This is a genomic window from Phyllobacterium zundukense (genome assembly GCF_025452195.1).
In the GTDB taxonomy this organism is placed as follows: Bacteria; Pseudomonadota; Alphaproteobacteria; order Rhizobiales; family Rhizobiaceae; genus Phyllobacterium; species Phyllobacterium zundukense_A.
Map to the genome: position 1 here is coordinate 2,704,112 of NZ_CP104973.1, position 21,382 is coordinate 2,725,493.

General features: G+C 56.3%; 21 protein-coding genes. 13 read left to right on the forward strand and 8 right to left on the reverse strand.

The features are described 5' to 3' along the window. Positions 1 to 70 precede the first annotated feature (70 nt). Entirely contained in the window at positions 71 to 880 is an 810-nt protein-coding gene (locus tag N8E88_RS25655; RefSeq protein WP_262293052.1) for a VOC family protein, read from the forward strand. Positions 881 to 1,303: 423 nt separating this feature from the next. Here the strand turns inward: N8E88_RS25655 and purB are convergent, their stop codons facing one another. The 6 genes from purB to N8E88_RS25680 form a co-directional block, all read right to left on the reverse strand. Then, positions 1,304 to 2,620, reverse strand: coding sequence for an adenylosuccinate lyase (gene purB, locus N8E88_RS25660; RefSeq protein WP_262293053.1), 1,317 nt, complete (start codon positions 2,618 to 2,620; stop codon positions 1,304 to 1,306). 94 nt (positions 2,621 to 2,714) lie between these two features. Continuing rightward, the gene (locus N8E88_RS31590) at positions 2,715 to 3,038 is read right to left on the reverse strand and encodes a DUF2259 domain-containing protein (protein ID WP_315975259.1); all 324 of its coding nucleotides are present in this window, start codon (positions 3,036 to 3,038) and stop codon (positions 2,715 to 2,717) included. Beyond that, positions 3,022 to 3,444, reverse strand: coding sequence for a DUF2259 domain-containing protein (locus N8E88_RS31595; RefSeq protein WP_315975260.1), 423 nt, complete (start codon positions 3,442 to 3,444; stop codon positions 3,022 to 3,024). The genes N8E88_RS31590 and N8E88_RS31595 overlap by 17 nt, the downstream gene beginning before the upstream one ends. Continuing rightward, entirely contained in the window at positions 3,441 to 4,118 is a 678-nt protein-coding gene (gene rpe / locus N8E88_RS25670) for a ribulose-phosphate 3-epimerase (RefSeq protein ID WP_262293054.1), read from the reverse strand. Before rpe ends, N8E88_RS31595 begins: the two co-directional genes overlap by 4 nt. A gap of 70 nt (positions 4,119 to 4,188) precedes the next feature. Continuing rightward, positions 4,189 to 5,193 (reverse strand): P1 family peptidase, encoded by a 1,005-nt coding sequence (locus N8E88_RS25675; RefSeq protein ID WP_262293055.1) that lies wholly within the window; start codon positions 5,191 to 5,193, stop codon positions 4,189 to 4,191. Further along, on the reverse strand, positions 5,193 to 6,275 hold the full coding sequence (locus tag N8E88_RS25680; RefSeq protein ID WP_262293056.1) for a branched-chain amino acid ABC transporter substrate-binding protein: 1,083 nt from the start codon (positions 6,273 to 6,275) through the stop codon (positions 5,193 to 5,195). Before N8E88_RS25680 ends, N8E88_RS25675 begins: the two co-directional genes overlap by 1 nt. A gap of 224 nt (positions 6,276 to 6,499) precedes the next feature. Here N8E88_RS25680 and N8E88_RS25685 point away from each other — a divergent pair, with 224 nt between their 5' ends. The 8 genes from N8E88_RS25685 to N8E88_RS25720 all read left to right on the forward strand — a co-directional run bounded on the left by N8E88_RS25685 (position 6,500) and on the right by N8E88_RS25720 (position 13,233). After that, the gene (locus N8E88_RS25685) at positions 6,500 to 6,955 is read left to right on the forward strand and encodes a flavin reductase (RefSeq protein WP_262295626.1); all 456 of its coding nucleotides are present in this window, start codon (positions 6,500 to 6,502) and stop codon (positions 6,953 to 6,955) included. Between the two features lie 13 nt (positions 6,956 to 6,968). Further along, on the forward strand, positions 6,969 to 7,880 hold the full coding sequence (locus N8E88_RS25690) for an AAA family ATPase (protein WP_262293057.1): 912 nt from the start codon (positions 6,969 to 6,971) through the stop codon (positions 7,878 to 7,880). Position 7,881: 1 nt separating this feature from the next. Beyond that, the gene (locus tag N8E88_RS25695) at positions 7,882 to 9,114 is read left to right on the forward strand and encodes a vWA domain-containing protein (RefSeq protein ID WP_262293058.1); all 1,233 of its coding nucleotides are present in this window, start codon (positions 7,882 to 7,884) and stop codon (positions 9,112 to 9,114) included. A gap of 21 nt (positions 9,115 to 9,135) precedes the next feature. Next, a complete protein-coding gene (locus N8E88_RS25700; RefSeq protein WP_114428892.1) occupies positions 9,136 to 9,468 on the forward strand; it encodes an XdhC family protein in 333 nt (110 codons plus the stop codon). A 2-nt stretch (positions 9,469 to 9,470) separates the two neighbouring features. Continuing rightward, positions 9,471 to 10,184 (forward strand): XdhC family protein, encoded by a 714-nt coding sequence (locus N8E88_RS25705; protein WP_262293059.1) that lies wholly within the window; start codon positions 9,471 to 9,473, stop codon positions 10,182 to 10,184. Beyond that, on the forward strand, positions 10,181 to 11,800 hold the full coding sequence (locus N8E88_RS25710; protein WP_262293060.1) for an NTP transferase domain-containing protein: 1,620 nt from the start codon (positions 10,181 to 10,183) through the stop codon (positions 11,798 to 11,800). Before N8E88_RS25705 ends, N8E88_RS25710 begins: the two co-directional genes overlap by 4 nt. Positions 11,801 to 11,810: 10 nt before the next feature. Next, positions 11,811 to 12,686 (forward strand): alpha/beta hydrolase family protein, encoded by an 876-nt coding sequence (locus N8E88_RS25715; protein ID WP_410010617.1) that lies wholly within the window; start codon positions 11,811 to 11,813, stop codon positions 12,684 to 12,686. A 124-nt stretch (positions 12,687 to 12,810) separates the two neighbouring features. Next, entirely contained in the window at positions 12,811 to 13,233 is a 423-nt protein-coding gene (locus N8E88_RS25720) for a hypothetical protein (protein WP_262293061.1), read from the forward strand. Between the two features lie 46 nt (positions 13,234 to 13,279). Here N8E88_RS25720 and N8E88_RS25725 read toward each other — a convergent pair whose 3' ends face one another. Both N8E88_RS25725 and N8E88_RS25730 read right to left on the reverse strand, forming a co-directional pair. Beyond that, positions 13,280 to 14,191, reverse strand: coding sequence for a diacylglycerol/lipid kinase family protein (locus tag N8E88_RS25725; RefSeq protein WP_262293062.1), 912 nt, complete (start codon positions 14,189 to 14,191; stop codon positions 13,280 to 13,282). 72 nt (positions 14,192 to 14,263) lie between these two features. After that, positions 14,264 to 15,562 (reverse strand): glucoamylase family protein, encoded by a 1,299-nt coding sequence (locus N8E88_RS25730; RefSeq protein WP_262293063.1) that lies wholly within the window; start codon positions 15,560 to 15,562, stop codon positions 14,264 to 14,266. A gap of 154 nt (positions 15,563 to 15,716) precedes the next feature. Here N8E88_RS25730 and N8E88_RS25735 point away from each other — a divergent pair, with 154 nt between their 5' ends. The 4 genes from N8E88_RS25735 to N8E88_RS25750 all read left to right on the forward strand — a co-directional run bounded on the left by N8E88_RS25735 (position 15,717) and on the right by N8E88_RS25750 (position 21,378). Continuing rightward, positions 15,717 to 16,412, forward strand: coding sequence for a fumarylacetoacetate hydrolase family protein (locus N8E88_RS25735; protein WP_262293064.1), 696 nt, complete (start codon positions 15,717 to 15,719; stop codon positions 16,410 to 16,412). A 301-nt stretch (positions 16,413 to 16,713) separates the two neighbouring features. Then, positions 16,714 to 17,193, forward strand: coding sequence for a hypothetical protein (locus N8E88_RS25740; RefSeq protein WP_262293065.1), 480 nt, complete (start codon positions 16,714 to 16,716; stop codon positions 17,191 to 17,193). Between the two features lie 184 nt (positions 17,194 to 17,377). Continuing rightward, the gene (gene mprF / locus N8E88_RS25745) at positions 17,378 to 19,999 is read left to right on the forward strand and encodes a bifunctional lysylphosphatidylglycerol flippase/synthetase MprF (protein ID WP_262293066.1); all 2,622 of its coding nucleotides are present in this window, start codon (positions 17,378 to 17,380) and stop codon (positions 19,997 to 19,999) included. Continuing rightward, positions 19,996 to 21,378, forward strand: coding sequence for a virulence factor family protein (locus N8E88_RS25750; RefSeq protein ID WP_262293067.1), 1,383 nt, complete (start codon positions 19,996 to 19,998; stop codon positions 21,376 to 21,378). The genes mprF and N8E88_RS25750 overlap by 4 nt, the downstream gene beginning before the upstream one ends. Positions 21,379 to 21,382 lie beyond the last annotated feature (4 nt).

The window sequence follows — 21,382 nt, forward strand, 5'->3', positions numbered from 1 at the left end:
GCGCCGGAATGTAGTTGTTGGCGCTGCCGCCCTCGCTGTATCGACGGGAAGTACCCGTGCGGAGACAAAAATGGACAAGATTTCCTTTGCAGCGACAGCGCCGACCCACGTGTCGAAGGTTGGCATCAAGGCCAAGGATGCCGATGCGCTGGCGAAATATTATGAGGACGTAGTTGGTCTGCGCGAGATTTCGCGCAAGGGCCAGTCAATCATTCTAGGTGCTGGTGAAACGCCGCTGCTCGAGATCGAGCAGGCTTCTGCCGTTCGCGCGGATGATCCGCACAGCGCCGGTCTCTACCACACCGCTTTCCTGCTCCCGGCGCGTGCCGATCTCGCCCGCTGGGCGCGGCGGGCAATCGACAAGCGTACACCGATTGTCGGCGCTTCCGACCATCTGGTCAGCGAGGCGATCTATTTGACCGATCCGGAAGGCAACGGTGTCGAAATTTATGCCGACCGTCCGCATGAAAGCTGGAAGTGGAACGGCTCGTCTGTGCAGATGGGCACCGAGGTGCTGGATGTCGGCAATCTGCTCGGCGAACCCGGTAACGAGGTGCCTTTCGACATGGCACCGGACGGTACAATGGTCGGCCATCTGCACCTGCGCGTCGGCAATGCCAAAGAGGCCGAAAACTGGTGGCAGAATGAGCTCGGGTTGCAGACGGTTGCCGGGTTTGGCGGCAGTGCCGTGTTTATGTCGACCGGCGGTTATCATCACCACGTCGCCGCCAACTCCTGGCAAAGCCGCGGGGCAGGGCGCCGCGACAATGATCGCTCCGGCTTGGCCTGGGCTGAGTTCAGCTCCGCCGATGCCAAGGACGAACGCGAGATCGTTGACCCGTGGGGCAATGTCATCAGAATTGTGCCGGCAAAGGGTTAGTTGCGGCTTACGCACTCTGGGTTGGTGTGCCACTGTGCGTGGTTCGACAAGCTCACCATGAGGGAGGTTGGTGGCTGTAATGATAATCGCCAACGTTGCATAAGTCGGCCCCTGCAATCAACTCACCTCCCTCATGGTGAGCTTGTCGAACCACGCAGCAAAACCCTTCCGTACCCGCCGTTACGGCGTTTCAACTCATCATAACGTCAGCACGCAAACTCCCGGAAAAATTAATTGAACGCTCGTTCAATTAATTTCCCGAACCAGCCCGTTTTTACTGGTGGTTTTTAGCCGTTTCATCCGATGTAACCGCTATTTCGGTCTATGAATTGTGCAAATTTTTCCGATTCACACTCAAGACCCGTCAATTCCGATGCACGAATCCTCGAATCCGGAATGCGTTTATCAACCTGAGGCTTTAATTTAGTTGCTGCCGGTTGAGCCAAACACGCGTTTGAAGATCGTATCGACGTGTTTTGTGTGATAGCCAAGGTCGAACTTCTCGCGGATCGTCGCTTCGGGCAGGGCAGCTCGAACATCGGCGTCGGCGAGCAGTTCTTCGAGGAAATCGGCCCCGTGCTCCCATACTTTCATGGCGTTGCGCTGCACCAGACGGTAGGAATCCTCGCGGGAAACGCCAGCTTGGGTCAGTGCCAGAAGGACCCGCTGCGAGTGGATCAATCCGCGGAACTTGTTCATGTTTTTCAACATGTTATCTGGATAGACCAACAGCTTTTCGATGACGCCGACCATGCGTGCCAAAGCAAAATCCAGGGTAATCGTCGCGTCAGGGCCGATCATGCGCTCGACCGACGAGTGCGAGATATCGCGTTCATGCCACAGGGCAACATTTTCCATCGCTGGCAGCGCAAAAGCGCGGACCATGCGGGCGAGCCCGGTCATGTTCTCGGTCAGCACGGGATTGCGCTTGTGCGGCATGGCCGACGAGCCCTTCTGGCCGGGCGAAAAGTACTCTTCCGCCTCCAGAACCTCGGTCCGCTGCAGGTGGCGGATCTCGACTGAGAGACGTTCGACCGACGAAGCGATGACACCAAGGGTTGCAAAGTACATGGCATGACGATCACGCGGGATCACTTGCGTCGAAACCGGTTCTGCCTGCATTCCCAATGCCTTGGCGACATGTTCTTCCACGCGCGGGTCGATATTGGCGAAGGTGCCGACAGCGCCCGAGATAGCACAGGTTGCAATCTCCGCGCGTGCCGCGACGAGACGACTACGGCAACGTTCGAACTCGGCATAGGCCTGCGCCAGCTTGACGCCGAAGGTAGTCGGTTCGGCGTGGATACCATGGCTGCGGCCAATGGTGACCGTGTCCTTGTGCTCGAAAGCCCGCTTTTTCAGGGCCGCCAAAAGTCTGTCCAGATCGCCCAAAAGGATGTCGCTGGCACGCATCAACTGCACATTGAAACAGGTGTCGAGCACGTCCGACGAGGTCATGCCCTGATGGACGAAACGCGCGTCCGGGCCGACGATCTCGGCCAAATGTGTAAGGAAAGCAATGACATCGTGCTTGGTCTCGCGCTCGATCTCGTCGATGCGATCGATGTCGAAAGTAGCCGCGCCGCCCTTTTCCCAGATGGTTTTCGCCGCTTCCTTCGGGATAACGCCAAGCTCCGCCAGCGCGTCGCAGGCATGCGCCTCGATTTCGAACCAGATGCGGAATTTCGTTTCCGGGGACCAGATGGCGACCATTTCGGGACGCGAATAGCGCGGGATCATATGTTTTCCTGTCCTTTTAGGCTTCAGTGGCGGTCTATCAGAGCAAAGCCATTCACTCAACGCACCTTTTGGCTCTCTTTCTCTGCGGGTAGAGCTATCTTTGCTTCGTAACTGCCAGCCAGCGATAGTCCGGGCCTTCAAATCCCGTTCCGCGCACCGCAATCATCACCGCGATCACAGGTTTTCCGCCGTCCGGATATAGGGTCTGAACCGCGCCAATACTATAACCGAGCGGGCAGCCGCGACTGGCAGGAACGGAGGCTTCTTCGTGGAGCATTTCGGGCTTGGCGTCAGGTTTTTCTTCACGAAGCGTCAGGCGGAAGCCTTTGATTTCACTCATGTTTTGACAGGTTTCGCTCGGCGGGACGGTGATCTCTTCAAGCTGTATCGTCACCGCTGCGTCAATCGCGGGAAACACGAGATCGCGGGTTGATTTTCACCTTGAACGGGTCAGCCGAAAGCTCCGTGACGGGGTTCGACGCTACCGCATTGCCGGCGTTGGCGCGCAGTTCTTCATCGCTGAGGGATGTGACGCCTTGTGCATCGCGGCCGACCTTGTCGCGAGCGTTTTCGATTGACGAATTTTCATCGTCGAGCCTTACCCGAACCGGCGTCTTGGCCAAAAACTTGTCGGTTGCCGTGTCGATATAGTACCGGTTGGCGTAGGGGAACCCAGAGCCGTCCTGGACGCCATATTCCTCGAAGGCAAATGTGCCGCCATCCTTGGAGAACCCAATGATATCAAGCTTTGCGGCGTCCCCGGCCCAAGCTGCGACTGGCGAAGACGCAACGACAAGGCTAAGAAAAACGCGGCGGAATATCATTGTGATCCTTTTTGGATTGAACTGCGGATGAGGTCAATGTTTGACCTATAGGCGGCTTCGCTTCCACCCTTGTAAATAGCCGAGCCGGCGACCAGCGCATTGGCGCCAGCTTGCACTGCCAACGCTGCCGTTTCAGGGATGATTCCGCCATCGACCTCGAGATCGATGGGACGGTCGCCAATCATCGCCTTGATTTTCTTTATCTTTTCCAGTGTTTCCGCAATGAATTTCTGCCCGCCAAAACCAGGATTGACAGTCATGACGAGGATGAGGTCGACGTCGTTCAGCACATATTCGATGGCGGATTCTGGCGTCGCGGGATTGATGGCAACGCCCGCCTTCTTGCCGAGCGTCCGAATGGCCTGGAGCGAGCGGTGCAGGTGCGGTCCGGCTTCCGCGTGAACCGTGATGATGTCCGAACCCGCCTTGGCGAAGGCCTCGAGATAGGGGTCGCAGGGCGAAATCATCAAGTGCGTGTCGAAAACCGCGTCCGTCAGCGGCCGGATGGCCTTTACCACTTCCGGGCCAAAGGTGATGTTGGGGACGAAATGCCCGTCCATCACATCGATATGGATCCAGTCGGCGCCCGCCTGCAAGACCGAGTTTACTTCCGCGCCAAGTTTCGAAAAATCCGAGGCCAAAATGGAAGGTGATATGACGAGCGGACGGCTCATGATCTGTCTCCGGTAGAAATTCTGTGGGCGCCGGTTATCACGCGCGGCTGTATCGCACAATCGAAACTGTTCAGCGAAGTGATCGCCAGACCGGAAAGGGGTCGTTATCCGCAGGCGTAGCGGCATGAACGCCTCGTGCTATGGCGCGCGCCATCGTCGAGGCCGCCGCGGCACAAAGATCAATGAATTCAGCCACTTCTGGCGTTCGGCCACTGGTTCCAGTGGCGAGTGCGAACACCAGATCGCCGTCGAAAGGCGTGTGTGCCGGCCAGACTGCGCGGGCGTAACCATCATGGGCGGCGATGGCCAAACGCTTGGCTTGAGCCGTGGTGAGGACCAGATCGGTAGCGATAACTCCTATTGTCGTGTTGGCATCCCGCGTCGCATCGCTGAACTTGGTCCCGATTTCGGCGGCGTCGGCAGGAAAGGGATGCGGCAGGCCAAGTCCGCCGAACTCGTTACCGATTTCGAAAGGCGCAGCCCAGAAATGCCTGCTTTTTCCGATGGTTACCATACCCAGCGCGTTAACCGCGACGAGGGCGCCGATGGTCACGCCACTTTCGAGGATCGACGAGGCCGAGCCCAGCCCGCCCTTGAGCCCTTTGACAGTTGCTCCTGCCCCGGCGCCCACGGTTCCAAGCATGAAATCGTTCGATGCCGATTGGGTTGCGTCATGGCCAAGCTCACGATAGGGCGGATAACGGCCCCAATCCTTGTCGCCGCCGTTCAGCAAATCGAAGAGAACGGCGCCCGGAACGATTGGAACACGCTGCGTGCCAACCTCAAAACCGATGCCTTTTTCCCGGAGGGCGGCCTGAACGCCCGACCCGGCATCCAAACCGAATGCGGATCCGCCCGACAAAACCAGCGCGTTGACCTGCTCAACCGTGTTGTGCGGCTCGAGGAGATCGGTTTCGCGCGTGCCCGGTGCGCCGCCGAGCACCTTGACTGCGGCGGTTGCCGGCTTCTCGCATAACAAGACAGTACAGCCGGATTTGAGCTTGCTGTCCGAAGCATTGCCGACTTTCAGACCGTCTACATCGGTGATGAGATTGCATGGACCGGCCTTCAACATCAGTTGGTCTCCAGTACGAACTGGTTGCCATCAAATCTCTGCAGGCGGTAGGTGTCGGCGATACGCTCGCCTTTGGCATCGAATTGCATCGTGCCAAGCGCAGTTTCAAAGACATTGGTGTGCAGAATTTCCCGCAGGGATCCTGCCTGTGATTGCGCGGTGGTCAGCGCCTGCATTGCCACTTCGGTCGCAGCATAAGCCGGTATTGTATAGCCTTCGGGCACTTTTCCCGCCAACTCGATCGTATTCTTGGCGTTTCGGGCACTTTCCAACGTTTGTGGTTCGCGTGGTGCGATCATCAAAGTGCCGACGGCGAGCTCACTGCCATCACCTGCCGCCTCAAGAGCCTCGCCACTGGCGATGACAAGCGAATAGTTCAGCGCCGAGGCGCTTCGCCCTATGGCCGCAACATCGTCGCGTTCACCGCCAACGAAAACTTGTGTGGCGCCTGCGCGTTTCAGCCGGCTGACCAGTGCATTCTGATTATCGAGGCCAGGACGGTACGTATCGGCAAAGACCGGTTTCAGACCTTTTTCCTCCAGACGGGCCCGCACACCTGCCGCAAGTTCCCGCCCGAAGATAGTACCGTCATCAATGATGGCAAACGGTGCCGAATGCCACAGTCCGGCAAGGATATCACCGGTTTCGTTAGCCTCATTGCGACCGGATGGCGCGGTCCTGAAGACCGGATAGGGCTGGTCGGCGCGCAGCTCTGTCAGTGTTTGCGCCCGTATTGCCGGGGTAATGACTGGAATGCCCTTCTGGCCAAGGATAGGCAGAGCGGCCTCGAGCGATTCAGTGCAAAGAAAGCCAATGACTATCGCAACATTTGCTTGTACCAGCTGTTTTGCCGCCGCGTCGCCGCCTGCCGAGCTGCATTGGTCGTCAGCCGTTGTTATTGACACCGCCTGGCCGCTCTTGTTCGCAGCAACCGCAATCGTGGCGCCATCGACAACTTGCGTTCCAAGGCGCGCAAAGGGGCCGGAAAGCGGCGCGATAACGCCAATCTTGTCTTCCGCATGTGCGACACTTGCGACAGCCATGCAAAGGCCAAATGTTGCGGCGCGTATTGTGAGGTTCATCGCGAAAATGCCGTTTCCTCTTTGACGAGTAGTAGTTGCATGTTTTCGGTAACCGTTTCCTTCATTCTTCGCAATCTCGCGCTATATAAAAGGAAGTTATCGGAAAATTTCGCCTGCCCCTATGGTTGCGACACATGTTGCGATAGTGATGTTCGGACAACGGAAATAGAATTGTGCTAATTGCCAAAGATCAGAAAATAGAGCCGCTCGCATTTCGCAATGCAATGAGTCATTTTGCCGAGGCGGTTCATATCCTTACCACCGATGGTCCGGCAGGCCGCCGCGGCGTCACAATTTCGGCAGTATGCTCGGTTTCTGACAATCCGGCCACCATGCTCGTGTGTCTCAATCGCAATCATGACTTCAATCACCTGTTCATCGAAAATCAGGTTTTTGCACTGAATACGCTGTCGTTCCAACAGCAAGCGCTTTCCGAAGCCTTTTCGGGCAAGGGTGATCTGTCCCAGCCGGACAGGTTTGCGCTCGGGCATTGGCAGACCCTGCAAACTGGTGCCCCTGTTCTAACCAACGCCTTGGCCAGCTTCGATTGCCGCATCATCGCTACACACGAAGTTGCAACGCATTATGTGATCTATGGCAAGGTCACCGCCCTCAATATGGGCGATCCCGGCCGTTCATTGATCTATCTCAATCGCTCCTATCACAGTGCAGGAGACTAGTATCGGAGACGCCATGGCTGAACTGCCGCAATCGATCGAAGCTACGCTGGCTCTGCTCGAGGCTGGCGGATATGTCGCCGACCGCGCGTTGGCGACGGTGTTGTTCCTCAGCTTGCGAATGAAGAGGCCGTTGTTCCTGGAGGGCGAGGCGGGGGTCGGCAAGACCGAGATCGCAAAAGTACTCGCGGCAACGCTGGACCGGCCGCTAATCCGCCTGCAATGCTATGAGGGGCTCGACGTTTCTTCTGCTGTCTATGAGTGGAACTATGCGGCGCAGATGATCGAGATTCGTCTCGACGAAGCGAGCGGCAAGGTTGATAAGAAAGCCATAGAACGCAATGTTTTTTCGGAGAAATTCCTTATCCGGCGCCCAGTTCTCCAAGCGCTGTCGGGTAAGCCGGGCAAGGCGCCGATCTTTCTGATCGACGAGCTTGACCGGACCGATGAAGCTTTCGAAGCCTTCTTGCTCGAAGTGCTGTCGGACTATCAGGTCACCATTCCGGAACTTGGAACGATCCGTGCCGCCGAACCCCCCATCGTCATCATAACGACTAATCGGACTCGCGAGATCCACGACGCACTGAAACGCCGGTGTCTCTATCATTGGGTGGATTATCCCTCGGCTGAACGGGAGCTTGAGATCGTCCGCCGCAAAGTCCCTGCAGCCAATGAGCGCCTGTCAGATGAAATCGTCCGGTACGTGCAGAAATTGCGCGATATGGATCTGTTCAAGCTGCCGGGTGTCGCCGAAACGATCGACTGGGCGGGGGCCTTGACCGAAATGGACAAGTTGGCCTTGGATCCGGAAACAGTATCTGACACGATCGGCGTTTTGCTCAAGTATCAGGATGATATAGCCAGAATTTCCGGCGGCGAGGGGCGGCGGATACTCGATGAGGTCAAGGCGGAACTGAACGCGGCGTGACATGGAAACATTCGCCTCATCACCCGAGACAGCACGGAGCGAAAGCCGCCTTGCGGATAATATCGTCTATTTTGCCCGCACCTTGCGAAAGGCCGGGTTGCGGGTTGGCCCGGCTTCCGTCAGGGATGCGATCGAGGCGGTTTTGGCCGGTGGTATCGGCTCTCGGGATGATTTTTATTGGACACTGCACAGTGTGCTCGTCAACCGCCGCGAGGATCATGCGACATTCGATGAGGCGTTCCGGCTTTACTGGCGCTCTCGCGAACTGATCGAGAAAATGCTGGCCATGTTTTCGCCGGTAGCCTTGGCGCGCGAACGATCAAAGCCAAAGGCTGCCGAAGCTCGCGTAACCAAGGCTCTGTTCAAGGAAAGTGCGCGCAACCAGCCTGGAGAACTCCCGCCCGAGATCGATGTGGATGCACGTTTGACATTTTCCGGCAAGGAAGTGCTGCGGAGCAAGGACTTTGCCCAGATGTCGGCCGATGAGCTCAGCCAGGCGCGCCGGGCGATGGATGAGTTGACGCTGCCCGTCGATGAAGTCAAGACGCGTCGTTTCCGCAGTGACCCCAAGGGCGCGCGTATCGATCCCAGAGCGATGATGCGTGCGAGCCTGCGGACCGGTGGTGATCTCATATTGCCGAAATTTCGCTCGCGTCGCGAAGTGCACCCGCCACTGGTCGTGCTTGCCGATATTTCCGGTTCTATGAGCCAATACACCCGCATTTTCCTGCATTTCATGCATGCGATGATGGCCAAGCGTCGCCGGGTCCACTGCTTCGTCTTTGGCACGCGACTGAGCAACATCACGCGATCCCTGCGCTATCGTGATCCGGACGATGCGATTGCCCATTGCACCGGCGCCGTACAGGACTGGTCGGGGGGTACACGCATCGGAGAGACCTTGCGGGAATTCAATCGTCATTGGTCTAGACGCGTTCTCAGCCAGGGTGCAGTAGTGCTGCTCATTACCGACGGACTGGAGCGCGAGAATACGAGCGGCCTTGAAGCCGAGATGGAGCGGCTGTCGAAATCCTGCCGTCGGCTGATCTGGCTCAATCCCTTGCTCCGATTTGAAGGTTTTGAGCCCCGTGCCCGTGGTGTAAAAGCTATGTTACCGTATGTTGACGAGTTCCGTGCCGTGCACAATATGGATGCTTTGGAGGATTTGTGCCGGGCGCTCAGCCGAGCGCGCGACAACGATGACGATCCGAAGCGCTGGTTGCACCAATATTGAAGTTTGTGGTACTGTCATACAATGCAAAACCCTACTGAACAAATACGCGATCCGTTGCTGATCGCCGAAAGCTGGATGGCCGAAGGCCGTGACGTCGCGATTGCCACCGTCGTGGAAACCTGGGGATCGGCACCGCGCCCGGTCGGTAGCCATCTTGTGATCGATGAAGCAGGCAATTTCGAGGGTTCGGTTTCTGGCGGGTGTGTTGAAGGTTCGGTCATTGCCGAAGCCATGGATGTGATCAGCCAGGGTACACCCCGCATGCTTGAATTCGGTGTCGCCGACGAAACCGCCTGGCAGGTCGGTCTGTCCTGCGGCGGACGTATCAAAGTCTATGTCGAACGGCTGGGCTGAGTATGGATCCCTATTGTCTGAAGAAGCTCAATGCAGAACGGCAAGCCCGCCGTGCGGCATTGTTGCTGACTGATCTGGGCGACGGGCGCGACCGCGTGATCAAGGAGGGTGATCCGGTTGCCGGTCTGCTCGGCGATGCGGTCAGCCAAGCGTTCCTGTCCGGAAAATCGACCCTCGCCGAGATCGAGGGCCGATCGTTCTTCCTAAACGTCCACGTGCCGTCGCCACGTCTGGTGGTGATTGGCGCTGTGCACATCAGCCAGGCCCTGGCGCCGATGGCAAAGATTGCTGGATACGATATGGAAATTATCGATCCGCGTACCGCGTTTGCCACGCCGGAGCGCTTCCCGGATATCAAACTCTTTGCAGAATGGCCGCAGGATATACTCGAGAAGCGACCGCTTGATCACTATACGGCGGTTGCTGTCGTCACGCATGACCCGAAAATCGACGATCAGGCGCTGGAGCGGGCGCTAAAAGCGGGATGCTTTTACGTCGGCGCGCTGGGCAGCCGCAAGACCCATGCAAAGCGTGCTGAGCGGCTCAAGGCGCTGGGATTCAACGAGGATGAAATCGCTTTGATTCATTCGCCTATCGGCCTTGATATCGGTGCCGCCAGCCCCGCTGAGATCGCCGTTGCAGTTATGGCCGAGGTGATCAAGGCATTTCGCGCGAGAGGACTCCAAACTGCGCGGCATCTGGAAAAGACAGCATGATCTTTGGTGAAATCCCTATCGAAGATGCGCTTGGCGCCGTCCTTGCGCATTCGACCCATGTCCGGAACGTGAAGCTGAAAAAGGGACATGTCCTCAAGGAGCATGACCTTGGGCAATTGCGCGAAGCAGGCGTGACTCACGTCATTGCGGCGCGCTTGCAAGACGCTGATCTCGAAGAAAACGAAGCGGCCAAACGGATAACGGAAGCATTGCAATGGTCTGGCGTACGGGCGGGGCCAGCATCGACCGGCCGGGTCAATTGTTATGCCGAAACGGCCGGGCTTTTCACGGTAGATGCTGACTTGATCAATGCCGTCAATGCGGTCGATCCCTCCGTGACGATCGCGACGTTGAAAGCGTTCGACAGGGTTGAGCAGCAGCAGATGGTTGCGACCATCAAGATCATTCCTTTTGCAGTCCCTGTGTCTGTAATTGACAGGATCGCGGAGTTGGCACGTGGTCACACGGCCTTTGGAGTGCGCGGTTTCGCAGGCTCACGCATCGGTTTGATCCAGACGACACTGGCGTCAATCAAGCCGACAGTGCTCGACAAGACGCGCCGCGTCATCGAAGCACGGATTGCAGCCAACCATGGCGTTGTGACATCTGAACTGCGCCCGCCCCATGCGAGCAAACCGCTGGCGGAAGCGATACGCAAGTTGCAGAAAGCAAATGATTTCGTCGTCGTGTTTGGCGCCTCCGCCGTGGTCGATCAGGATGATATCGTTCCCGCGGCAATCAGGGAGGCAGGCGGCGCTGTTAATCATATCGGCATGCCGGTCGATCCGGGAAATCTGCTGATCCTCGGCGAACTTGACGAAAAGCCGTTGATCGGCGCTCCCGGTTGCGCGAGAAGCCCCAAGGAAAACGGCTTTGACTGGGTGCTCGACCGGCTGATGGCGAATGTGCCGGTGACCAAGTCAGACATCGTCGCAATGGGTGTAGGGGGCTTGTTGATGGAAATTCCGACGCGACCGCAGCCGCGCGATCCACGGCCGCCGACGGCGCGGCCCGACGTTGCGATCGCTCTGCTCGCTGCCGGTCAGTCGACCCGTATGATGGGTCCAAACAAATTGCTGGCCACTTTCGATGATGTGCCGCTGATACGCCGCTCGGCGCAAACTGCGATCGAGGCGGGTGGGCGCCCTGTCGTCGCCGTGCTCGGGCATATGGCAGAGCAATGCAGCGCGGCGCTGGATGGGCTCAATGTGGTGATCGCCCTCAACAAGGACTACGCCAGCGGGCTAGCCTCATCGCTGCAAACCGCGATCAGGAACGTACCATCGTCGTCCGATGGCGTGATGATGCTTCTGGCCGACATGCCTGCTTTGTCCGTGACTGATCTGCAGGCCATGATCAGGCGTTTTCAAAGCGCCGGCGGTCAATCCGTCGTGAGGGCGACTTTTGAGGGCAAGCGCGGCAATCCAGTTATCCTGCCACGCATCTTGTTCAACGAAGTGTTCAGTCTGGCGGGTGATGTAGGTGCACGTCATTTGATCGAGCGTGGCGATATTCCTGTCATCGATGTGGAGCTTGGCGAGGCGGCGGCCCTTGACGTCGATACGCCGGATATGCTGCATCGCGCGGGTGGTACAATTACCGAGCCCATCCGATAGGAAATTTCGCTTGATCAGGTCCTTTATTCTCGGCGTATTGGCGTTCGTTTGCCTTTCGAGCCCCGCTGCGGCATTGCAGCTCGAACCCTACAAGGATGATCTCTTTGCCTATCCCGGGATTCTCAAGACCGGCGACGGCGGCGACTATGTCGTGGTCGATTATAACGAGATGCGGGATATCAACGGTCGCGATCAGGTGCCGGAACGGCGTGTCAAGCAGAACTACATCTCACTTCAGCCGAAACGTTCGCAAAAGGACCTTGTCGTTACGACAGACAAGGGTCCGCTAAAGGTCATGGCGGTGGGGGAACTTTCAGGTGCGTCTGTCATTACCATTTATCTGCACGGCCAGGGCGGCAACCGCCAGCAAGGCATGAACGACTTTACGTTTGGAGGTAACTTCAATCGCCTGAAAAACCTGATGGACCGCAACGAGGGACTCTACATCACACCGGAATTCAGTGACTTCGGTGACAAGGGCGAAAGCGAAGTCGCAGGTGTGATAGATTATTTCAAGGCGCAATCGCCACAAGCAAAACTCTTCGTCGCTTGTGGGTCGATGGGTGGCTCGTTGTGCTGGAAGCTGGCGCAGGATGCCGAAACGTCCACGCACATCTCAGGCCTGATCATTCTCGGATCGCTGTGGGATGAGCACTTTATTGGATCAGCTTCGTTTAAACGCCGAGTACCGGTCTTCTTCGGCCATGGCAGCCGTGATCCGGTTTTTGCTGTCGAGAAGCAGCAGGCATTTTACCAGAAGATAAGGACATCGGCACCGGGGTATCCCGCGCGGTTTCATCGATTTGAGAGCGGCAATCATGGTACACCAATTCGCATGACCGACTGGCGCGGGGTACTCAACTGGATGCTGTCGGCCTCCCGCTGACATCCCGGGATGGACTTGTGGCAATAAAGTCCCATTGTGGCAGTTGTGCCACTAGACAAATGATAAAAACCGAATAGTTTCCGGCCTATAGCCAATCCTGCGATAAGACTTTGCGGAGAGAACCATGCGCCTGCCTACCGATATTTTAAGCCGGATTGCCCCCTTGGCAATTCTTATTCCACTGGCAGCATGTTCTACGACCGGCGCACCGAGCATGATGCCGACGATGCCGACTTTTGCGCCTGTGCGTCCACCGGTGAACGCCACTCTTGCTCAACCGTGCATTGCTGCAGCATCTTCCAAATATTTCATGGGCGAAAGTAACATCAAGGCCATCGATGCCGAACCAGTGGGTGGTGGCGTGAATCAGGTGCGCTTGAAGGTTGATCTCCGCGATGCAATGTGCACCGTTACCGACAAGGGTAAGGTGCGCTCGGTAGTCGACACAATGCCGAAGAGCGCCGATCAGCTCGCTGCCGAAGAAGCTGCGGCGAGGAAGGCGGCTGGACAGGCGGCGCCAATCAAGAAATCAAAGAAAAGTAGCTGACGTCGTATCCAACTGTACTGGACGGCGCGGTCAAACCGCGCCGTTTTCATATGGAAAGCCTGACTTGGGGGACAAGAACCTGAAGTTCTCCCACGTGAATGGCGATTTTGACGTCTCGCGCGAGCGGGATCAACTCGCCGTCTATGGTCGCCTTTGCGCCGCGCCGCAGGTGCGGGAAGTGTAGCTCAACGTCCTTGGCAAGAATTTCGTCGACGTCGGGGTTGCGGCGCCACGACCCGGTCAGAACGCTAAACGCCAACTTTACTATAGCGCCGGGGGTTAGGCCTCCGGCAACGTAGACGCCCAATTCGCCGTGGTCGACGTTGTCAGGCACCGGTAAAACGCCGCTACCATAAGGATTATTCGAAATCGAGATAGCGGAAACGGTTCGCTCTGTCGGGATGCCGTCGATGACTAGGCGCACGGCGAAGCGCGGCGGATTGCCCATGGCTTTGGCGAATGCGCGGATGCTTGCAAGACGCTTACCCCAGCGGGAGCGATACTCCAAGGTGTTGCGGAGCTTGATCATCTGCGGCTGGAAACCAATCGAGAACTGATGAACGAAGCTTTCCTCGTTGGCGGTAGAAATGTCGACCGCCTGGATGGTGCCGCTGGCGAGGCTTTCCAAGGCTACGTTAATATCTAGCGGAATTTTCAGGGCGCGTGCAAAAAGATTCATTGTTCCAGCGGGCAGGACTGCGAGCGGCACCTTTGCTTTCCAGGCAACATCCGCGGCGGCCGAAATCGTGCCGTCGCCGCCGCCGGCCATGAGAACGTGCTCGCCCACCTCGCTAGCAACTTTTTGCAACGTCTTCACAACACTTTTGCCGGGTACAATCTCGCTCTCAAACGTATGGCCATGCTTTTCAAAAATTTCCTTGGCTGTTTTCGCGAACAACTTGATATCCATGGTGCGAAACGTACCGCCATCGCGGTTAAAAACAGCATGGATTTTCATGTCTGATCCCTTGAATGGGAGGATGCGGAATTCGATCGGAGGATGATCAATTGTCCTGGGAGAAGCAATGCCTCAGTCTTGGTTTGGTTCCCGCGATCCGAGCAGATGAGGGCTTGCAAAGCCAAGGCTTCGCAGAGAATTCTGGATTTCCGGCGCGCTCATGAAGAGCTTCCATAGTAGGCCGCTTCTATGATTTTCGATCATAGCAATGGTCGGGCCCTGGTCTATGGCGAGGTAGGTTCTGGCGAACCAGTTTCTGGAAAGCGAAAACGCATCGACGAAGCCAAACCTGCCGTTCACCTTTCCATGGGGAAGCGTCAGGAAATAACGCAAGGCACGCATGGAGTGTTCTGGAACGTATGGCAGGCTACTGAGGGAGGCAGTGGGGGCAATCAACCCGAAATCTGAACCAGGCGAACTTACCTTGTAGCCTCTCGGACCGTGACTGGAAGATAGGCCCCAGCATGCTTGACCATAGCCGATATAACCATGTGGATTGTGAACGCTGTGCAGGTAGTTGATTTCCGCGTGGCTACAATTCTGCAACCAGTAGTCGGCGTAGTGGTCTATAAGGCCACGCGGATCGAGACCGCAGAAAGAATAGTGTGCAAAGAACATGGGGCCGCCAAAATCCGGGCCCAATGGTAACCTGACGCCGTAATAGTCTCGCCCATTGATGAAGGCGCCATTTGACGCAAAACCTTCATGATAAATCTCTGGATCGATGCCATGGTCAGGGGAGGCGGCAGCCAGGACGTAAGTGATCAGCGCTTCGTTCCAGCCCCGGATCGGGACATTGCGCGCCCAGCCAAATTTTGGACTGTGATGCCAATAGAGTAGCTTTTCACCCGGTTTGATGTGGGAATCCCACTGGACCGATCGCCAGATCCGATTGATCCTGTCACGGATAGCGGTGTTTTCGGGGGCGTGGGAAGCAAAATATTGCCGGACACAAATCAGTCCTTGAACGAGAAGTGATGTTTCAACCAGGTCACCACCATCATCCAGGCGTGTAAAGGGTACGGTCGTACCATCCACGCCATTGATGAAGTGCGGAAAGACGCCTCGGTAGCGTTTCGTGCGCTCGAGCGCTGACAACATTTTTTCAATGCGGAGCCGTGCTTCATCGCGCGCAATCCAGCCCCGCTCAATGGCAATGAGGACAGCCATGAAACCGAAGCCAGATCCGCCAATGGCGACGAGATCATTATTCGGATCGGACGTCCGGCCGGACCGGTCACGCGCGAGACCGCTTTGCGGATGAGCACCTTCCCAGAAATAGCGGAAACTCGCCCGCTGCACCTGTTCCAGCAGAAAGTCATCGCTGTCGTCCGCATCCAACGGATTTCGCAAATCAACTCTTTGATGCATGGGAAGGTCGAAATCCTTGTCGAGGGCGTTATGCCGCTGCATATGACAGGTTGCATTGGCGATTTGTCTGATCTCTATAACAACTAGTATGTGTCATGCTGTCTGAGAAGACTGAGATCGAGATCAGCCATTTAATTTGAGATGAGGCGTAAGAATGCATCAGAATGAATTTGTTTTCGAGCCGCTTCCGCAACCGTCTTTGCGGGTGATCGGCTCTGACAAGCTGTTTCCGGTTCATCGGATTTATTGTGTCGGGCGGAATTATGCTGATCACGCCATCGAGATGGGACACGACCCTGACCGCGAGCCGCCGTTTTTCTTTCAAAAAAATCCGGATTGCCTTCTCACGGATGGTCACGATTTCCCTTATCCGTCTGCGACAAAGGATGTCCATTTCGAAATGGAAATGGTTGTTGCGCTTGGAAAGGGTGGCTCTGACATTGTCACTGAAAATGCGCTCGATCATGTATTTGGCTATGCAGTTGGTCTCGATATGACACGCCGCGATCTGCAAGGGGAAGCCAAGAAGCTTGGGCGTCCTTGGGAAGTTGGAAAGGCATTCGAAGCTTCTGCGCCCTGTTCTGCTGTCGTGCCTGCCACACACATAGGTCATCCTGCCAAGGGTGCAGTCTGGTTGAAAGTCAACGGAGCTGAACGACAGCGCGGTGACCTCGATCAAATGATTTGGAAAGTACCGGAGACGATCAGCTATCTCTCGACACTGTTTACACTGCAAGCCGGCGATCTCATCTATACAGGTACTCCAGCGGGCGTGGGCGCTATTTTGCCTGGCGACGAAATGATCGGAGGGGTGGACGGAATTGGCGAAATACGCGTGCGTGTTGTCTGACGCTGATGTTTTGTCAACGAATGAAACAGTTGCTTCCGCCAATCTGCAAAACAGGCAAAATAAATTTCATCGTATTATTTTCGGGAAACGTCGCAAATATTCTAACAAATAATTCGGTTTTGGCTGAGAAATGGATGTTTCCGCGCGGATTCCCCACTGTTGATTTCAACTGCAGTGATAGTGTGTCGGCTAAGTATAAAAAGCTCAAAATTCTGTGAAAGACCTGAGTATTGTCTTTGCTGAAAAATGCTCTATTGAGGAACTACCGTAGTCATAATTCTGTCACTTAAAGTCACGTCTCATGAACCACCGCATTCTTTTTGGCTCTTATCCAATCCCGCGTTTCGCGGGGATCGTCAGCCATAATTTTGTTGTCTGGACCGATGACACCGGCAGGCCACTCTACGAAATCAATGGTGGTGCTGCCCATGCGGATGGCAGTTTCAATTATTGCGCGATTCGCGGACCCCTCACAGCCGTTGTCACTGACTATGCGAAACGCGATCTCGTGTATTGTCCTGAATTCTATGTGCGGCCTACATCGCGCACGACGCTGCTTATGGAAGGGAGTGTTTCTTCCATTGCCGCGCGTTGGCGTACGGCGGTGGATGTTGCCGAGCGAATCCGGCTGTCCAAGCTGCGTTATTCCTTTCTCGTTCAGAACAGCAATTCAGTTGCGACAGCCATTGCTGAAGGCATGGGATTAAAACCACCATCAGCCGCCGTTGGTCGTGTCAAAGCTCCGGGTAGCCATCGCCATCTGGTCCTGGATGCAGCCTAAGTCGAATTGACCGTAGCACCAGTATCAACAGGTCCACCGTGTTCAACCGGCGTTGATGCGGGCATTGTTTAATTTGCCTTTGTTCTCGGCTCAATCCCGCCATTATTGCAGGGCTAATGACGCCGTCACAATTTCATGGTGAAATCGAAATTATTTTAATCCGTTTCTCGCTTCGGAACCCCCTATGACGTCCATTCCTGGCAACGAAAAGCAAACACGCAGGATCGAAGCTCGCGCGCAGTCAAGACTGCCGTGGGGCAAGAAGACAAAATCAGCATTGTTCGCGTTTTTCGGAATTGCGGTTGCCGTGATCGGCTTGCTGGTTCTGGATCATCTTTCCAGCGGCATTTCAATCCATGATGTCAAGCAATCCATCCATGCCATACCAGGCAGCGTCCTGTTGACTGCGCTATTCTTTACATTTGTGAGTTTCGCCGCCGTTGCGCTCTATGATGTGGTTGCTGTCGAAACAATCGCGCCGGGGCGGGTACCTTATCACATATCAGCCATGGCGGGTGGCGCGGGATATGCAATCTCAAACGCTCTCGGGTTTTCCCTCCTTACCGGCGGCGCACTTCGCTATCGGGTCTATGCTGCCGAAGGGATAGATATTGCCGACATCGGCCGGATTATCGGTACTTCCTGGATGGCGATATGGTTTGCGTTCACCATTCTGATTGCTGTCGCCCTCGTCATCGATCCCTCACGGATACCCTGGCTATTTTCGTTCGGACCGGTTCTCGATCAACTGATCGGTATATTGGTTCTATTTGCTGTGGCCGTCCTGTTGTACTGGCTCTCCCGCCGCGAGCGCACCCTCAACATCGGCCGGCTATCTGTCCGCTTGCCCTCGTCGCAGGGTGCGCTGCTGCAGATTTTGGCCGGCCTCGTGGATGTGGCCGCCGCCGCGGCGACGCTCTATGTGCTGCTTCCGGCGGGATCGGTGAACAGCATTCCAGCGTTTGCTCTCGTCTACGTGGTGGCTGTCGCTCTCGGTATCATCAGCCATGCACCCGGCGGCATTGGTGCGTTTGAAGCGACCATAGTTGCGGGCCTTGGGCTGGGGCAAAATCCCGACGCTATTGCGGCGCTTGTCGCGTATCGTGTCATCTACACCCTCATACCATTCTTGATGGCGATAGCCGGTTTCGTCGTTTCTGAAGCATTGCGCCGCCGCCATCTCATCGCTGGCCCGACCATTTCCGCAGTGCGAATGTTTGAGCCGCTCATACCTCCACTTTCGGCTGGTATCGCCTTTCTTGGCGGTATCGTTCTGCTTATTTCCGCGGTCATTCCCGATCTTCACCACCGGCTGGAAATGCTTGCCGACATATTGCCCTTGCCATTTCTGGAAATGTCCCATCTTGGCGCAAGCTTCGTCGGGTTGGCGTTGCTGATCGTTGCGCGGGGCCTCGCACGGCGTCTGTGGCGCGCTTGGTTCCTTGCGCTGATCCTCTTCAGCCTTGGGGCGATCTTCGCATTGAGCAAGGCCTTTGCCTGGGAAGAAGCGCTTATGCTTGCTTTGATGGCAGGCACGCTTCTGCTATTTCGCGATTCATTTTATCGCAAACCGCTGGGTGAACATTTCAGCTTGTCCTGGGGTTGGCTGGCCAGCGTCGGCACAACGGCGTTTTCCATTCTCTGGCTCGGTCTTTTCGCCTATCGGCATGTCGAATATGCGAATCAACTGTGGTGGGAGTTTGCCTGGGATGCGCAGGCATCGCGTTTCCTTCGCGTCTCTGTCCTCATCCTGACCTTTCTTGCGGCGATAACGATCAATACAATCATCAATGGTGTTGGCCGGGGCAAACTGCGCGCCCAGCCTATTCCTGAACAAGTGCCCGATCTCGTTGCTATGTCCCCGAGCGCTTCGGATGCGCTTGCTTTGCTTGGCGACAAGCGCTTCCTGATGGACCCTCAAGGTAAAGGCTTTGTCATGTATGCCCGTTCCGGCGGTAGTCTGGTTTCAATGGGTGAGCCAGTGGGCAGCGACGATGTGATTGCCGATCTGGCATGGGCTTTTCGAGGACTGGCAGACCGTACAGGTACGAGAACAGTATTCTATGGAGTGGGGCCTGAAAGACTGCCTTTGTTCCTGGACATGGGCTTGACCGCCCTGAAGCTGGGCGAAGTCGCACGCGTTGATCTTAGCGATTTCTCGCTTGAGGGCTCCAAGCGCCAGCCCTTGCGCTATGCCGCTCGGCGTCTGGAAAAGGAAGGGATCAGTTTCGAGATTCTTCCAAAGGGCCAAACCGCGGATATCATGGATGAGCTTCGCGCCGTGTCGGATGCCTGGCTCGAAATGAAATCCGGTTCCGAGAAGCGTTTCTCGCTTGGCTCGTTCGAGAACGCCTACCTTTCACACTTCGACATCGCAGTGCTGCGCAAGGAAGGCGCGATCGTGGCCTTTGCCAATGTGTGGCGCGGTGCGGGCAATCAGGAAATCGCCGTTGATCTGATGCGGCATGTGCCTGATGCATCCAGCGTCATTATGGATGGTTTGTTCGCCAATCTCCTGATGGCCGCGAAGGGCGAAGGCTATCGCTGGTTCAATCTTGGCGCTGCGCCCCTGTCGGGCCTTTCCGACAGCCATCTGGCCTCCCGATGGAACCGCATCGGTTCATTTATCTACCGTCGCGGCGCTGAATTTTACCGGTTTGACGGATTGCGCGCTTTCAAGGATAAGTTCGGCCCGAAATGGACTCCCTATTATCTGATTTGCCCCCCGGGCCTCGCGACACCTCGTTCGCTGATCGATGCGACAAACCTGGTGAGCGGCAGCCCCTTCGAGGTCTTTAAACGATGAAATTCATTCGCAGGCCCTACCTCTTCGCGATACTTGCACTTGTTCTCGTTAGCGTCGGTCTTGCCGCAGCGCTCCATTTTTTCCCTCGGTTTGGCTTCGGGTCTTCGGGCAGCCGAATTCTTATTTCGTCCGAGCGCCTTAGCGACGTCCCATTGTTGCAACCGGCCGGCAAGCCTACTGGCATTGCCATCCTGGTGTCGCAGAAGGGTGGTCTCGGCCCCGACGATGAAACCTTGACGAAACTGCTATTGGATCGTGATTTTCTCGTGCTGACGGTTGATCTGGAGAAATGGCGCAAGGAACTCGACCAGGACACGGGCGATTGCACCTATTTTGTCTCCGATCTTGAAGGCATTGCAAAGGAAGCCCAGCGCCAGATCGCTGTCGATACCTATATGCATCCGGTGGTTATGGGTATCGGCGAGGGTGGTGTCATGGCTTATGCGTCGATGTCCGATGCTCCGGCCGCTACACTTGCCGGTGCAGTTTCAATCGATCCATCGGTGGCGCTCAAAACAAAGCTTCCCTCATGCGAAGGTGCGGACTACGAAGCCGTTCCAGGCGAGGGGTTCAGCTACTCCTATGACGCTGATCTACCCAATCCGACGACGATTGTGCGGGAGAAGCCTGACACTGATCCCAAGGGTCCTCCGAGTGCCGGATTTTTTCTAGTGCAGGAAAAAATTGGTGCCACCAAAGCTAAGCGGTTTGTAATAGCGGCTGATGCAGCAGTCGATATTGCCAAGGAAGATGCTTCAGCGGAGGCCTTGCCCACCATCGACGTTCCTGCCGCTGATGGCCAGGCTAAATACCTCGCGGTATTCTTCTCCGGCGATGGCGGCTGGCGTGATATCGACAAGTCTGTTGGCGATATCATCGCGAAAAGGAGTGTGCACGTCGTCGGCGTAGATTCGCTCCGCTATTTCTGGTCGCTGCGAAAACCGGAAGACATTGCCAAGGACATTACGAGGATTGTTGCCAAGGCTGACCCCTCCGGTAAATTACCAGTGATGTTGCTCGGCTATTCCTTCGGCGCCAATACGATCCCGTTCTCTTGGCCGTTTCTGCCGAAGCCGCTGCAGGACCGCATCAGCCTTGTCGGTTTGATCGGCACGGAGGAAACCACGCCGTTTCAGGTTTCCGTGGGTGCGTGGCTCGGCTTGGGCGGCGACAATGAGGTAGCGCCGGCAGTCGCGAAGCTGCCGCTGGACAAGGTCCTATGCGTTTATGGTTCGGAAGAAGATGACACGGCGTGCACGGCTCCGTCGCTTGCCGCGGCTCAGAAGATCGAACTTGCCGGCGACCATCACTATGATGAGAAATATGAGATGCTTGCTGGCAAGCTGATGGAAGCTGTTGCATCGCGGCAGCCAAAGTAACAGT

What these genes read in the sequence shown, in the direction of transcription:
- N8E88_RS25655 (WP_262293052.1), top strand. Translation starts at nt 71, where the DNA reads ATGGACAAGATTTCCTTTGCAGCGACAGCGCCGACCCACGTGTCGAAG.
- purB (WP_262293053.1), bottom strand. Translation starts at nt 2,620, where the DNA reads ATGATCCCGCGCTATTCGCGTCCCGAAATGGTCGCCATCTGGTCCCCG.
- N8E88_RS31595 (WP_315975260.1), bottom strand. Translation starts at nt 3,444, where the DNA reads ATGATATTCCGCCGCGTTTTTCTTAGCCTTGTCGTTGCGTCTTCGCCA.
- rpe (WP_262293054.1), bottom strand. Translation starts at nt 4,118, where the DNA reads ATGAGCCGTCCGCTCGTCATATCACCTTCCATTTTGGCCTCGGATTTT.
- N8E88_RS25675 (WP_262293055.1), bottom strand. Translation starts at nt 5,193, where the DNA reads ATGTTGAAGGCCGGTCCATGCAATCTCATCACCGATGTAGACGGTCTG.
- N8E88_RS25680 (WP_262293056.1), bottom strand. Translation starts at nt 6,275, where the DNA reads ATGAACCTCACAATACGCGCCGCAACATTTGGCCTTTGCATGGCTGTC.
- N8E88_RS25685 (WP_262295626.1), top strand. Translation starts at nt 6,500, where the DNA reads ATGAGTCATTTTGCCGAGGCGGTTCATATCCTTACCACCGATGGTCCG.
- N8E88_RS25690 (WP_262293057.1), top strand. Translation starts at nt 6,969, where the DNA reads ATGGCTGAACTGCCGCAATCGATCGAAGCTACGCTGGCTCTGCTCGAG.
- N8E88_RS25695 (WP_262293058.1), top strand. Translation starts at nt 7,882, where the DNA reads ATGGAAACATTCGCCTCATCACCCGAGACAGCACGGAGCGAAAGCCGC.
- N8E88_RS25700 (WP_114428892.1), top strand. Translation starts at nt 9,136, where the DNA reads ATGCAAAACCCTACTGAACAAATACGCGATCCGTTGCTGATCGCCGAA.
- N8E88_RS25705 (WP_262293059.1), top strand. Translation starts at nt 9,471, where the DNA reads ATGGATCCCTATTGTCTGAAGAAGCTCAATGCAGAACGGCAAGCCCGC.
- N8E88_RS25710 (WP_262293060.1), top strand. Translation starts at nt 10,181, where the DNA reads ATGATCTTTGGTGAAATCCCTATCGAAGATGCGCTTGGCGCCGTCCTT.
- N8E88_RS25720 (WP_262293061.1), top strand. Translation starts at nt 12,811, where the DNA reads ATGCGCCTGCCTACCGATATTTTAAGCCGGATTGCCCCCTTGGCAATT.
- N8E88_RS25725 (WP_262293062.1), bottom strand. Translation starts at nt 14,191, where the DNA reads ATGAAAATCCATGCTGTTTTTAACCGCGATGGCGGTACGTTTCGCACC.
- N8E88_RS25730 (WP_262293063.1), bottom strand. Translation starts at nt 15,562, where the DNA reads ATGCATCAAAGAGTTGATTTGCGAAATCCGTTGGATGCGGACGACAGC.
- N8E88_RS25735 (WP_262293064.1), top strand. Translation starts at nt 15,717, where the DNA reads ATGCATCAGAATGAATTTGTTTTCGAGCCGCTTCCGCAACCGTCTTTG.
- N8E88_RS25740 (WP_262293065.1), top strand. Translation starts at nt 16,714, where the DNA reads ATGAACCACCGCATTCTTTTTGGCTCTTATCCAATCCCGCGTTTCGCG.
- mprF (WP_262293066.1), top strand. Translation starts at nt 17,378, where the DNA reads ATGACGTCCATTCCTGGCAACGAAAAGCAAACACGCAGGATCGAAGCT.
- N8E88_RS25750 (WP_262293067.1), top strand. Translation starts at nt 19,996, where the DNA reads ATGAAATTCATTCGCAGGCCCTACCTCTTCGCGATACTTGCACTTGTT.